The 13542-nt window shown below is 60.1% G+C and carries 13 protein-coding genes; 3 read left to right on the forward strand and 10 right to left on the reverse strand.

Annotated elements, in window-relative coordinates; all coding sequences use genetic code 11:
• Positions 1–340: 340 nt before the first annotated feature.
• The 7 genes from ACEWQ0_RS09745 to ACEWQ0_RS09775 all read right to left on the reverse strand — a co-directional run bounded on the left by ACEWQ0_RS09745 (position 341) and on the right by ACEWQ0_RS09775 (position 7725).
• On the reverse strand, positions 341–1402 hold the full coding sequence (locus ACEWQ0_RS09745) for an MraY family glycosyltransferase (protein WP_476485225.1): 1062 nt from the start codon (positions 1400–1402) through the stop codon (positions 341–343).
• 11 nt (positions 1403–1413) lie between these two features.
• Positions 1414–3045 (reverse strand): hypothetical protein, encoded by a 1632-nt coding sequence (locus ACEWQ0_RS09750; protein ID WP_476485226.1) that lies wholly within the window; start codon positions 3043–3045, stop codon positions 1414–1416.
• Positions 3042–4448 (reverse strand): hypothetical protein, encoded by a 1407-nt coding sequence (locus tag ACEWQ0_RS09755; protein ID WP_476485227.1) that lies wholly within the window; start codon positions 4446–4448, stop codon positions 3042–3044. The genes ACEWQ0_RS09750 and ACEWQ0_RS09755 overlap by 4 nt, the downstream gene beginning before the upstream one ends.
• 68 nt (positions 4449–4516) lie before the next feature.
• The gene (gene cysC / locus ACEWQ0_RS09760; protein WP_476485228.1) at positions 4517–6700 is read right to left on the reverse strand and encodes an adenylyl-sulfate kinase; all 2184 of its coding nucleotides are present in this window, start codon (positions 6698–6700) and stop codon (positions 4517–4519) included.
• Positions 6700–7098 (reverse strand): four helix bundle protein, encoded by a 399-nt coding sequence (locus ACEWQ0_RS09765; RefSeq protein ID WP_476485229.1) that lies wholly within the window; start codon positions 7096–7098, stop codon positions 6700–6702. The genes cysC and ACEWQ0_RS09765 overlap by 1 nt, the downstream gene beginning before the upstream one ends.
• Positions 7099–7166: 68 nt before the next feature.
• A complete protein-coding gene (locus ACEWQ0_RS09770) occupies positions 7167–7439 on the reverse strand; it encodes a BrnA antitoxin family protein (RefSeq protein ID WP_476485230.1) in 273 nt (90 codons plus the stop codon).
• Positions 7393–7725 carry a BrnT family toxin gene (locus ACEWQ0_RS09775; protein WP_476485231.1) on the reverse strand — a complete coding sequence of 111 codons (333 nt, stop codon included), beginning with the start codon at positions 7723–7725 and terminating at the stop codon, positions 7393–7395. Before ACEWQ0_RS09775 ends, ACEWQ0_RS09770 begins: the two co-directional genes overlap by 47 nt.
• 85 nt (positions 7726–7810) lie before the next feature.
• On the opposite strand from ACEWQ0_RS09775, the gene ACEWQ0_RS09780 reads away from it, so the two are divergent.
• Together ACEWQ0_RS09780 and ACEWQ0_RS09785 are read left to right on the forward strand one after the other, a co-directional pair.
• A complete protein-coding gene (locus ACEWQ0_RS09780; protein WP_476485232.1) occupies positions 7811–8053 on the forward strand; it encodes a hypothetical protein in 243 nt (80 codons plus the stop codon).
• Complete coding sequence (locus tag ACEWQ0_RS09785; protein ID WP_476485233.1) at positions 8031–8471, forward strand: PIN domain-containing protein; 441 nt, start codon at positions 8031–8033, stop codon at positions 8469–8471. Before ACEWQ0_RS09780 ends, ACEWQ0_RS09785 begins: the two co-directional genes overlap by 23 nt.
• A gap of 229 nt (positions 8472–8700) precedes the next feature.
• On the opposite strand, the gene cysD is transcribed toward ACEWQ0_RS09785, so the two are convergent.
• The 3 genes from cysD to ACEWQ0_RS09800 all read right to left on the reverse strand — a co-directional run bounded on the left by cysD (position 8701) and on the right by ACEWQ0_RS09800 (position 12423).
• Positions 8701–9603, reverse strand: coding sequence for a sulfate adenylyltransferase subunit CysD (cysD, locus tag ACEWQ0_RS09790; RefSeq protein WP_476485234.1), 903 nt, complete (start codon positions 9601–9603; stop codon positions 8701–8703).
• A 213-nt stretch (positions 9604–9816) separates the two neighbouring features.
• The gene (locus ACEWQ0_RS09795) at positions 9817–10932 is read right to left on the reverse strand and encodes a glycosyltransferase family 4 protein (protein WP_476485235.1); all 1116 of its coding nucleotides are present in this window, start codon (positions 10930–10932) and stop codon (positions 9817–9819) included.
• 297 nt (positions 10933–11229) lie between these two features.
• On the reverse strand, positions 11230–12423 hold the full coding sequence (locus ACEWQ0_RS09800; protein ID WP_476485236.1) for a glycosyltransferase family 4 protein: 1194 nt from the start codon (positions 12421–12423) through the stop codon (positions 11230–11232).
• Positions 12424–12663: 240 nt separating this feature from the next.
• Between ACEWQ0_RS09800 and ACEWQ0_RS09805 the strand changes: the two genes are divergently transcribed.
• Positions 12664–13542: IS256 family transposase (locus ACEWQ0_RS09805; RefSeq protein WP_476485237.1), on the forward strand; the 879-nt coding region annotated here is incomplete at its 3' end.

Here is a 13542-nt window from a genome sequence, read left to right on the forward strand (position 1 = left end):
TCCAGGTCGCGAAGCCAACACCCGAGCGGAGCTGATCGCGGTCTGGAGACCGCTCCTACATCAACAACCGCCACCAGAACCGTAGGAGCGACCTCCAGGTCGCGAAGCCAGCGCCCGAGCAGAGCTTTCGCGATCTGGAGATCGCTCCTACATCAACAACCGCCACCCGAGCCGTAGGAGCGACCTCCAGGTCGCGAAGCCAGCGCCCGAGCAGAGCTTTCGCGATCTGGAGATCGCTCCTACAACAACAATCGCCACCGGAACCGTAGGAGCGACCTCCAGGTCGCGAAGCCAACACCCGAACGGAGCCAATCGCGATCTGGAGGCTGCTCCTGCGGTACTACCGGCGCCGCCGGCGCAGCAGCTTCATGATTCGCCAGGCCCGAATGGAACACAGATACTGGCCGACAAACACCGGCACCAGGCCCACAAACAGCCAGTGCTCGGACCAGCCCTGCTGCCAGCCCACAACGCCGATCAACCCGAAGGCGGCCATCACGCCGATCAGAATCCAGACCGTGGTCGTGACCGAAACGCCGGAGCGCAACAGCACATGGTGCAGATGCTCGCGGTCGGCGGTAAACGGGCTGCGCCCCTTTATGATGCGGCGAACATACAGCGTGACCACATCCAGTACCGGCAGCACCAGAATCCAGGCGATGGAAATCGGATAGATATCCACCTGCTCCACCTGGGCGAGATACACCGACAGCCAGGCCAGGGCAAACCCCAGCATCATGCTGCCCGAGTCGCCCATGAATACGGTGGCGTATCTCCGGCCGGGCAGGCGCAAGTTGAAACAGAGAAACGCCACCACCGCCGCCAGCAACACGCCGGTAACACCCAGGAAAGATCGGCTCGCACCGCCCAGAACGCCGGCTGCCAGCAGCATGGTCAGAGCCACCGCCGACAAACCGCCGGCCAAACCGTCGCTGCCGTCGGCCATGTTGACGGCATTGATCAACAAAACCGTACACAGCACGGTAAACGGAATGGCCCACTCGCCCAGCTCGATCGGCTTGATGCCAACCAGGTCACCCAGCGACCCGACCTGCACCACGCCCCAGGAGGTCATCAACAGCGCTGCGATGATCTGCGCGAACAGCTTGGCGCCGGGCTTGATGTCGATGAGATCGTCGATCACCCCGACCATCAGCAGCAGCCCCATGCCGGCCAACAGGCTGGCAAAGGGCCGCAACGAGGCCTCGACCAGCATCAGGGCAATGCCGAAGCCGGCAAACATGGCCAGCCCGCCGATCATCGGCACGGCGCAGGCATGACGCTTGCGCCCGCCCGGATGATCCACCAGGTTGATCTGATGCGCCGGCGCGCGCAGAATCGGCACCGCCAGCAGCACAATGAAAAAAGCGGCCCCCATTGCCGCCACGATATTCCAGGTCAACGCCCCCATGTTCAAAGCATCTCCCACGCTGCATGCCCCTCTTGCTCGAGCAGCCGCCGCGCCAGAAAGAAGGGCGGCGAGCCATCGAGGCTCAATTCTACCAGACCCTCGTCGGCTTTCACGGGCAGCAGCCGGGCCGAGGTGACACCCACACCCCGGGCATCGAGCGGGCGAAGCCGAACCAGATACTGACCGGCCTCGTCGACACGAAACGCCACGTCGATATGGCCGGCCTCATCTACCGGAACATACGCCTCGCGCCACGCCCAGCGGCGCGCGGAATCGTCCTCGCTGCGCCGATAGACTTCCAACCGCACCCAACCGCCCCGGCGCCCGCCGACCAGATCAAGCCGCATCCGCCAGATGCCCGAGGCAAGTTGCCGGGTATACGGCAGCTCGACCAGCCACGGCTTTTCGCCTTCGCGCAGACGCAGAAAGCCTTGATCACAAGGCCCTTCAACGGCCAGTTCGCTGCAGGGCGCGAGCTCGGCATGGCGCCCGGCGACTGCGGCCAGATCAAGCGTGCGCGTCGCGCGCTGCGGTGCCGACTGCACCCGAACGGGTCTTTCCTTCAGCGCCTCATCCAGATGAACCAGCGCCAGCACATCATTGGAGCGAAGCCGGCGAAGCCAGCGCTTACTGACGCGCTCGCGGCTGATGACCGGCTGCGGCGGCGCAAAATACCTTGCGCGGTAGTGCGTAAATTCCGAATCCCCAAAGATGACCACCCGCCGCCAGGGATCGTCCAGCCTGGTCTTGAGATCATCAACAAACGCGAACACCGCACCGTCCATCTCGGTGCGGCGTTTTTCGCCGGGACTCAATCCGCTGAACTGTTCCACTGCCGCCGCGTGCCGCTGCCAGAGCGTGATCTGCCAACCCAGATCCAGCACCAGCCAGGCCAGCAAAAAGGCGCCGCCAGCAGCCGTCAGCGGCCGTGTGCCCCGGCGCAGCTCGGGCCAGAGCATCAGCAGCCCCAATATCAAGATGGCCCAGAGCCCGGCAACGACCACCGGCGCCACTCGCAAGGGGCGGAAATCGGGGCGATTATGATTGATGCTGCGCTGTGTCCATTCGCCAGTACTGACCAGGCTGCGCAGCAGCAGCCCCTGCAGCTCCAGAAATGCCGGCCGGGCCTGGTGCAGAACGGTGGACTCGATTTCCAGCCCCGGATCCAGCCCGCCTGTAGCGCGCGCAACCACATGCTCAATCCGTCCCTCATGCAGCCGCAGCCGCTTGACGCTGACGTGGGCCACCTGCTCATCAGCCCACTCGACCGGCAGCGTTTCGGCCCGGGCCGGGCTGCTGCCCTGCCCCAGACCGAGGCTCAAGGAGTGAAAACCACCCAAACTGGCCAAGTGCACCGTGACCGACTCAATGTCATCAGCGGAAACAACCACAGGCAGCCTGGCGGCCGCAATCGCCTGGGCCCGGTAGCCCGGCCCGGTCATCACAAAACCATGGTCAGTCGCTTGCCCCTCGCCGGTGACCATCCACCAGGCTTCGCCGGGTATCTCGATGGGCGTCATCACCTGCCGGTAGTTCTGCCCGTACATGAACCACAGGCAGAATGCCCCCCAAAGCAAGATGGCCGAGCCCGCGGCCGCCAGAAACAGGCGAATCAACAGCTGCCGTGAACTCATGCCAACGCTTCTCGCAGCGACCCGCCGGCCTGCTCCAGCCGAACCACAACCAGCCCGGCCAGAAGCGCCATGGCAGGCACCAGATGAAGCAGCAGCCGATTGACGCTGCTGCCGTCAATCACCGCATCGCCAAGCGTGGTGACGGCAAACATGCCCACAAGCGCCGTAAAACACAGGGCCACCGCCATCCAGATGCCCAACAGCGCTCGTTGGCGACCATCACGCCAGCCCAGCCAGAGCCCCAGCACCGCCGCTGGCGGCATCAGGTACCAGAAAAAGTGCCAATTGTCGTAAACGAACAGATGTCGCAGAAGATCGGGCCACATCACCACCTCTTGCCAGGCCGCCATGGTGATCCGGTGGGGCCAGACCAGACCGTCCGCGTCGAATCCGAACTTTCCAAGCGTGCTCAGTCTGACCGTCATCTGCTGCCACCACAGAAACAGCACCGCGGCAAGGCCGAGCAAGGCGCCGGCCAGCACCACCCAGCGCAGCCGGACCCAGGCACAAAGCATACCCAGCACGATCAGCGGCGCCCACAGCAGGCTGGTCTCCTTGAACATCAGCGTGCCGGCCATCGCGCTCAGAACAACGATCAGCAGCAGCGGCTGCCTCAGCTCTCTGGCCAGCCCGGCAGCGGCCAGCGCAATCAACACCAGCAACCCGATCCACAGGTCGCCGTAGCCTGCCAGCACCATCTGGACATTCAATATCGGCAGGGTCAACAAAGCGGCTGCGGCCAGAACAGCCAGTAACAAACTGCCGCCCGCCAGCCGTAGCGAACCGGCCAAAACCAACCCGGCCGAGGCACCAGCAAGCGGCCAGCCGACGTTCATCAGGGCATCGTCCCAGCGCCCCAGCGCCTGCGCCTGCCACAGCTGGGTCAAGCCGATGCCGGGCGGGTGACGCGTTCCACCGGAGCTCCAGGCAGACGCGGCGGACTGAAACCAGCGCCCGCCGTTGGCAAACACATCCAGCTCAGGGTGAAAGAACCAGACCTTGGCATTATTGCCATAGGCATACCAGGCATCCCACGGAAACAGCGGGCGCTGAACCACCTCAACCACCACCCCGAGCCAGCGGATGCCAAGCCAGGTGAGCAGGCCGGCAATCAGCCAGCGGGCGGCATACCCTGTGCCGGGCCAATCGCCACCGTGGCGATGAGCGTCGGCGAGCGCCAGGGGCAGCCGGCGTCGCCAGGCCACCAGACCAAAGCCCGCCGCCAGCAGCGCCTGGGTGGCTGCATTCCAGCCAAAGTGCAGGCCTAGACCCAGGCGGTCCAGAACGATATAGCCGGCCACCACGCCCACCATCCCCAGGGGAAAGGCCATGCCGATCACGGCCAGGCGATAGCCCGGCCGTGGCGTCTGCCAGCAGGCACAAACAAAAAGGGCCCCCGTCACAAACGGGAGCCCCAGCGCAAACAAGATTTTCGCCGTGTCTGCCAACATCGCGAATCAAACCGGGGAAGTCAGTGCAGTATACCCTTGTGCTGCATGAACTCCAGGATCTCATCCACCGACTCTTCCACCGACAGCTTTTCGGTATCCAGGGTCAGCTCAGGCTGCTCCGGCGGCTCATAGGGCGAGTCGATACCGGTAAAGTGCTTGATCGCCCCGGCCCGGGCCTTGGCATACAAGCCCTTGGGGTCCCGCTGCTCGCAGGCTTCCAGGCTGGCGCTGACGAACACCTCGATGAATTCACCCGGCTCCATCAGCTCGCGCACCAGCGCACGATCCGATCGAAACGGCGAGATGAAGGCCGTGACCACCACCAGGCCCGCATCGGCCATCAGCCGCGCCACCTCGCCGATGCGCCGGATGTTCTCAACCCGATCTTCGTCGGTAAATCCGAGGTCGCTATTGAGCCCGTGACGAACGTTGTCGCCGTCGAGCAGATAACTGTGGTGCCCGCGCCGGAACAGCGCCTGCTCCAGCGCATTGGCCACCGACGACTTGCCGGCGCCCGAAAGGCCGGTAAACCAGAGCACGGCCGGATGCTGACCCTTCTGGCCCGAGCGCTGCGCCTTGGTCACCTTGTGCTCGTGCCACACGACGTTCTGCGACTTGTCGGCCAGGGTGTCGGTAACCGGCCGCACGATCATGCCGGCGCCCACCGTCAGGTTGGTGACGCGATCAATGATGATGAAAGCGCCGGTATGGCGGTTGCGCTGATAGCTGTCGAAAGCCGCCTGGCCGCTCAAGCGCCAGCGCACCAGACCAATCTCGTTCAGCTCGAGGCGGTCAACATGATCATGCTCCAGGCTGTTGACGTCGATTCGGTGGTGCACGCTCTCGGGAATGGCCGACTGCGTCTTCGGCCCCATCTTGATGTCGTACTGGCGCCCGGGCAGCAGCGGCGCATCGGCCATCCAGACCACGCGCGCATCCAGGGCTTCGGCCACCCGCGGCCGCTCCTGCGGATGCACCAGCAAATCGCCGCGGCTGATATCGATCTCGTCGGCCAGCGTGATGGTCACCGCCTGCCCTACGCGGGCAGAATCGAGGTCACCGTCAAAGGTCACGATGCGCTCGACCGCGCTCTGGCGCCCCGACGGCACCACCATCACCGGATCGCCAACGGCAATCGTGCCGCCCGAAATCGTGCCGGCAAAGCCGCGAAAATCAGAACTCGGGCGATTCACGTACTGCACCGGCAGACGAAACTCGCCCAACGCCTCACCGTCGGCGCGATCTCCGGATTGTGAAGCCTCACCCGAAACATTCGCGGCCTGGAGGCCGCTCCCACCCTCCAGAATTTCACTGTAGGAGCGATCTCCAGATCGCGATCCCTCAGCCGGATCGGAGCCCATCGCGGTCTGGAGACCGCTCCTACCCTCCAATTCATCGCCGTAGGAGCGATCTCCAGATCGCGATCCCTCAGCCGGATTGGAGCCCATCGCAGTCTGGAGACCGCTCCTACCCTCCAATTCATCGCCGTAGGAGCGATCTCCAGATCGCGATACGCCCAACCCGGAATCCGCCTCCTCCAGCGCCTCGATCACCGTCGGCCCATCAAACCAGGCCAGATTGTCGCCACGGGCAATCACATTGTCACCGCCAAGAGCCGCCACCGGCAGGCACAACACCTCATCCAGCCCCAGCTTGCCGGCAAACTCCTGGTACTCAGAACAAATCGACTCGAAGCGCCCCCGATCAAAGTCCACCAGGTCCATCTTGTTCACCGCCACAATCACCTGCTTGATGCCAAGCAGCGAAACAATGAACGAATGCCGCCGCGTCTGCGCCTGAATCCCCTTGCGCGCGTCCACAAGAATGATCGCCAGCTCGGCCGTCGACGCCCCGGTCGCCATGTTCCGCGTGTACTGCTCATGCCCGGGAGTGTCGGCAATGATGAACTTGCGCCGGGCGGTGGCAAAATACCGGTAAGCCACATCGATGGTAATGCCCTGCTCGCGCTCGGACTGCAGCCCATCGACCAGCAGCGCCAGATCAGTCGCATCCCCCTGCGTCCCCCACTTTTTGGAATCCCGCCCGACCGATGCCAGCTGATCCTCGTAAACCTGCTTCGAGTCAAACAAAAGCCGGCCGATCAAAGTCGACTTGCCATCGTCCACGGAGCCACAGGTAATAAAGCGCAAAAGATCCTTCTCGGAGTCTTCGGCGAGAATCGTCTCTATATCGGAAACAGCCATCAGTCGAGCTCTTGGTGAGAGTGTGAAGTGTCAGGACAGTGTGAAGTGTTGGAACAGTGTGAAGTGTCAAGTGTGAAGTGTGAAGGATTCTCCTTCACCTTCGATCTTTGCTGTTCCGCCAGCGCGTATAGCATTGATGAAATTTCCTTTAACTCCACAATTAATCCATTGGCGCTCTCTTCGGGTAGCATTTCGGCCCGAACAGCGATGTACAGTTGCGTTCGCAACTCAGCGGCCGAGCCACGGGCAATATCCAGAAACCGCGCAAAATCCCGAGGCGTACTCCGCTCCGCTCCCTCAGCAATATTCGATGAAATAGAAACCGCCGCCCGCATCATCTGATCCCGCAACCCCCACTCCCGCGAGCCACGAAGCAACGAACAAACCTCCACAGCCACCCGACACCCCCCGCTTCCAGACCTCCAGATCCTCAAAAGAAAAATAACTCATCCGCAACCTTCACACTTCACACTTTCTTATTCTCCACATCCTCTGCCAACCACGCCTTGATCAGTGACTGATACGGCATATCCCGCTTGTTGGCTTCAATCTTGATCCTCTCAAGAAGGGACTCGGGAAGCCTGAGAGATATGGAACGCGTCGAGGGCTTGAGATTGGGCATGCGAACATTTTCAGCCTTGGTCCAGTCGAGATAATCGCTGGAATCATGGCTTTCCCAAAACTCTCGCTCTTCAGCTTCCGTCTTGAACTGAGGAAGGCTCTTTTTGTGCTTTGACATAAAAATCCTTCTCCTTGCGGTGCATCGGCCGCGCAGAAATCACTCTGATCCACGTTCCTTTTTCGCGCAAGGTAAAACTGATGTGCAAAAGCCGAAGATCATGCGTCGCCCCGAGAACATGAAACCGTTCCTCGTTATGACTGTGAACATCATCACGCAATATCAACAACGGCTCATTGAAAAAAACCTGCTCAGCTTCCCACTTGCTCACACCATGCTTGTCTGCACTCTTGCGCTCATTACCCCCATCCCACTGGAAGCCCAGGATTCGGGACCAGTCAATCATTGTATATCACAGCCATATACACGACAGCCTTCACATTTCACACTGAACAATTTACACTAATTTCTTGTAACACTAAAACTGTGCCATGAAGAACGTCACCATCACCCTGGATCCCGAAACTGCACGCTGGGCCCGTATCGAGGCCGCGCGCCGCAATACCAGCGTTTCCCGCATGGTCGGAGAGATGCTGGCCGAATACCGGCAGCGGGAATCCAGGCTGGATGCCGCCGCCGAGCGCTTTTTCAGTCGTGAAACCAGGCGCCTGACCGAGCCCGGAAAACCCTATCCTGCGCGCGAAAGCCTGTATGACCGCGATCTGCTTCGTTGACACCAACATTCTGGTTTACGCGCGCGACACGAGCAACCCCCGAAAACACGGCCTCGCGCGCGACTGGCTGAGCCATCTCTGGAAAACACGATCCGGCCGGGTCAGCACCCAGGTTCTCAAGGAATACTATCAAGTCGTCACCCGCAAACTCGAACCCGGACTCCCGCCGGAGATAGCGCGCGCTGACATTCGTGATCTAAGCACCTGGCAACCCGTCGAGACTGACCTCGAAGTCATGGAACTCGCCTGGGCTCTGGAAGACCAGACCAACTACTCCTGGTGGGACTTGCTGATACTCGCCGCCGCCCAACGCAGCAAATGCCAATATATACTCTCCGAAGACCTTCAATCAAAACAAAAAATCGATCAACTGACCGTGATCAACCCTTACACCCACTCGGTCAACGACATCACTTGAGTGACTGAAGCCGGCCACCGCCGCCGCACCGCACCATGCTCTGAAACCTAAAGCCACCCCAACAAACCCCAAAGTATCTCCCCACTTCCCACTTCCCACTTCCCACTTCCCACTTCCCACTTCCCACTTCCCACTTCCCACTTCCCACTTCCCACTTCCCACTTCCCACTTCCCACTTCCCACTTCACACTTCACACTTCACACTTCACACTTCACACTTCACACTTTCTTAAAAATACCCCTCGATCTTCTTCTGCTCCATCGACGCCCCGGCATCCTGATCGATGGCCCGCCCTTGCCGCTCGGAGTTGCGCACCGAAATCGTCTCCTCGATCACCTCCAGCAGGGTCGTCGCGTGGGACTCCACCGCACCGGTCAGCGGCCAGCAGCCGAGCGTCCGGAAGCGCACCATCCGCATTTCCGGCTTTTCGCCGGGCGCGAACGGGAAACGCGCCTCGTCATCGACCATCAGCAGCAGCCCGTCGCGCTCGACCACCGGCCGCTCGGCGGCAAAGTACAGCGGCACCATCGGGATATTTTCGGCGTAGATGTACTGCCAGATATCCAGCTCGGTCCAGTTCGACAGCGGAAATACCCTGATCGACTCGCCCTTGTGAACGCGTCCGTTGTAGATATTCCACAGCTCCGGGCGCTGATTCTTCGGGTCCCAGCGATGATTCTGATCGCGAAAGGAAAACACCCGCTCCTTGGCGCGCGAGCTTTCCTCATCGCGGCGCGCACCGCCAAAAGCGGCATCGAAACCATGCTTGTCCAGCGCCTGCTTGAGCGCCTGAGTCTTCATGATATCGGTATGCACCTTCGAGCCATGCGTAAACGGCCCCACCCCCTGATCAACGCCTTCCTGATTGGCGTGGACCAACAGCTCCATGCCCACCTCGCTCACCATCCGGTCGCGAAACTCGTACATCTCCCGGAACTTCCAGGTGGTATCGACGTGCAGCAATGGAAACGGCGGCGGTGAGGGATAAAACGCCTTGCGCGCCAGGTGCAGCATCACCGACGAGTCCTTGCCGATGGAATACAGCATCACCGGGTGCTCGAATTCCGCTGCCACCTCACGGATGATGTGGATGGACTCCGCCTCCAGCGCTTGCAAATGCCTGCTGATCATAAAATCTCGCTCAAAAACTAGAATTCACCTGTAGGAGCGACCTCCAGGTCGCGATAAAACCTGACCGAAGCCCATCGCGGTCTGAAGACCGCTCCTACATCCAACTCTCGCTGTAGGAGTGACCTCCAGGTCGCGATTCATCCACGCCAAGGCCGCCCCGACCACGCAATTGCCAAGGAACAACACGGCCAATCATGCCGCGCCAGCCCGAAGTTAGCGTAAAACCTCTTCGACCACTTCCAGATAGCGGTCAATCACGATTCGCTCATCGAACTCCCTGAGCATCTTCTCTCGGCCCTTCAATCCCATTTTCACCCTGTCGTCGGCAGACAAATCCATCATCATACGCATCTTGTCCGCAAGATCGTCCGCATCCCTGGGGCGACATAAATAACCATTTACACAATCGTCTACCACCTCGCGGCAGCCAACAGCATCGGTGGTAATCAACGGCCGTGCCATGCTGGCTGCCTCCAGCAAGGATCGTGGCGTGCCTTCACGATAGCTTGGCAGCACCACACAATCCGCTTCTGTAATCGCGGGCCGCACGTCATCTGTGCTCCCCAGGTATTGGGCAACGCCTTCGGCCTCCCACTGTTCGACCGTGGTCTTGTCAATTGCCGTGCGATTGTCCGCACCAAGAAAGCCCAGCAGCCGGCACTCGACTGCTCTTCCCTCGGCACGCAGCTGGCGACATGCCTCCACATACTCGCCAATCCCCTTGTCCCAAAGCAGCCGGGCGGACAGAAGAAAACGGAAAGAGCCCGCGGCTCTTTCATTGCTGACCGGCATGAATCGCTTCGTATCCACTCCCGAGCCCGGCAATTGCTCGGCTTTATCCGCCGGCGCCAGCCCACGATCCAGAAACATCGCCATGTCGTCAGGGTTCTGAAAGAACACTCTGGCCGCGCCGGCCAGGCCGCTGGCATACAAACGCCGCACCAGACGGGTAAGCCACGTGTCATGGATAAACGCGGTACCAAGGCCTGCGATATTGTGAATCGACGCTATTCCGAGCACACGGCAGGCCAGCCCGCCATAAATGTTGGGTTTTGCCGTATATCCAAGATACGCAGCAGGCCGCTCCCGACGCAACACGCGCAGAAGCCGCAGAAACAGCGCTGAATCCTTAAGAGGATTGGTGCCGCTGTTGTCCATGTCCACCGGCATGAAACTCGCCCCGGCAGCCTCCAGCCGCGCTGCATCATCGCCCCAAGGCGCTACCGCTACAACCTCGTACCCCGCTTCCTGCAAAGCCCGTATCAGATTCACGCGGAAATTGGCCAGATACCAAGCCGTATTGGCTGCGATCATGACCTTGACTGTCATGTCACCTTCCAGTGTTCGCTCCAGACCTGAAACATAGACGCGTCGCGCAAGTGATAATGCCAGTGTCGTTATACGGGGCCGTTTTTCATTTCTGACGCTTACTAAAGTTCGGCCAGGCTTTGAAACAAGTCAAATCTACACACTAAAAAGCCAGTGAGGCAGGCTTGGAAAGACAGTACATCAGCAACTTACTGCCGCGCGATTGGCCCAAATTAACAGTCATAAAACAAATTCCACCATAAATATCGCGATCGCCAATAGGGAGCCCAAAATCTTGATACACCGAGAGGCTCAAGCTCACTTCTTGTTCGCCGGCTTTGCGCCCGCAACTCGCTCGATAACACTCTGGTAGTCTTTCCCCCAAGCTAGAACGCCAAAGTTTTCTTTTGCATAGATGGACGCCGCGGAAGAAACCATGTCTGCCGCAGCCTGTCCCTTCACGCACTGGCGCAATCGGCAAGCCCAGTTATCCACTCCGGCCAAGGGTAATATCCAGCCGGTACGACCATCTTCGACAATCTCCGGCATGCCCCCAGCGTCGCTCACCAACACGGGCAAACCAATATACATGGCTTCTTGAACAGTATTTGGCACCCCCTCATCTTTGGACGGCATGACCAGCACATCCGCGTGAGTCATCAATGAGTGGACATCGGTGCGCCAGCCAAGCAACTCCACTACTGAAGCGAGATCCTCTTGGTCAAGAGTGAGCTCTACCCGCCGTACATACTCCGTATCGGACAAGCCCCCAGCAAGCCAGACATGAACCTCGCGGGATAGCTGCGTTAAGTCGAGGCAGCCCAGTGCCTCCAGCAGAAAGAGTTGATTCTTTCGATCGCAAAGCGTCCCAACCTGGAGAATCACGAAGGGTTTATCCGTGGACTGTCCATATTCTCTGCGTCGGTCACGGAAAGGAGAGACGGAATCCAAATCAATACCGGGGATGATCGCACGAGACTTGTGAAAATAACGATCCGCCAGCACCTTGCCAAAGATTTCCTCTGCAGCCGCGGCATACTGATACACCACCGCATCGGCCAACCAGAGGCCAAATCGGTGCAACCATCGGACAAGGCCCTTTGACGGTAGTTCGTAGTCCACGTCCCAGATTATCGGGCGGCGAGACAAGAGTGCGCCTAGTCCGGCGAAGGCGATGCCTTTGCTAGCGCGTATCCAGATAACGTCGGCATCGGATGCTCGAGTCTTACTCCAAAAACGTAGATTCTGCCTCAGCAGCGCCAGGCCGGCGCGTAAGCGAAAGATGAAGCCACTACCCAAGAGCGCGCCGCTACGGAGCTTTAATACTCCGGCGGGCTCAATCGTCACCGTCTCGAAGCCCAACTGCTCCGCACGTGAAAGTAGCTCGGTGTTTGCGTCGCTCGCGATGCAGACATCGAAGTCGTTTTTACGCAGCGCGGAGGCCAGCGTCAATAGTCTGCGAGGTGCACCAGTCATACCACCCGGTGTAGGCAAATAGAGCAGAATCTTCATTTACTGGTTGCCGCACTGTGTTGCGAATGTAGACTGCTATAAGTACAACGGTCAAAAGCGCTCAAACATCAACTCCAAAAACTAGAGCTACGATCAAATCTGGTGTATGAGCTGACTTGAAAGCGGCGGCAACCCCTGCTGAAATTAGAGATGACGAAGTCACTGATTTCAGACAAGGAGAATGCCGCCATGAGCAACGATACGACAGTTCCATTCCTGAATCCAGCTTTTCGAGACGAGATGACCGATCTGATCCGTGCCCATGCCCAGACTGCCATCCGACAAGCCGTCCAGGCTGAGCTGAAAGCCTTTCTGGGCCGGCATGAGGACACCGACGATCAGGGGCGCCGCAATGTGGTTCGTAATGGCTACCAACCTGAGCGGCAGGTGCTGACCGGTGTGGGGCCAGTCTCGGTGAAACTGCCCAAGACCCGCGATCGTGCCGGGCGTGGGCGCTGTTTCCGGTCGCTGATCCTGCCGCCGTACCTGAAAAAGACCCGCCGCCTGGAAGCGGTTCTGCCATGGCTGTACCTGAAAGGCGTATCCACCAACGATTTCGATGAAGCCCTGACCGCCTTGTTTGGCGAGTCGGTTCGCGGTCTGTCGCCGGCCACCATCAGCCGGCTCAAAAAGGTCTGGACGAAGGACTACGAAGCCTTCTGCCAGCGCGACTGGCGCGGCCACGAGATGGTCTATTTGTGGGCCGACGGGATCTACATCAACGCGCGCTTGGCCGACCGGCGCTGCGTGCTGGTGCTGATCGGCTGCGATGCCCACGGAAACAAGCATTTTCTGGCCATCGACGAGGGCTTTCGGGAGTCGACCGAAAGCTGGAAGGCGCTGTTGCTCGGGCTGCGCGATCGTGGCCTGAAAGTCCCGCCCAAGCTGGCGGTCGGAGACGGCGCCATGGGCTTCTGGGCGGCCTTAAGCGAAGTCTACCCACCGACCCGCCAGCAGCGCTGCTGGGTGCACAAGACGGCCAATGTCCTCGACAAACTGCCCAAGCGGGTCCAGCCCCAGGCCAAGTCGATGATCCATGAGATCTGGCAGGCCGATAGCCGGGGAACGGCTGAGAAAGCCTTCGAGCGCTTCTTGGCAACCTTCGGCGACAAGTACCCC

It is taken from the genome of Wenzhouxiangella sp. YN9, assembly GCF_056324165.1.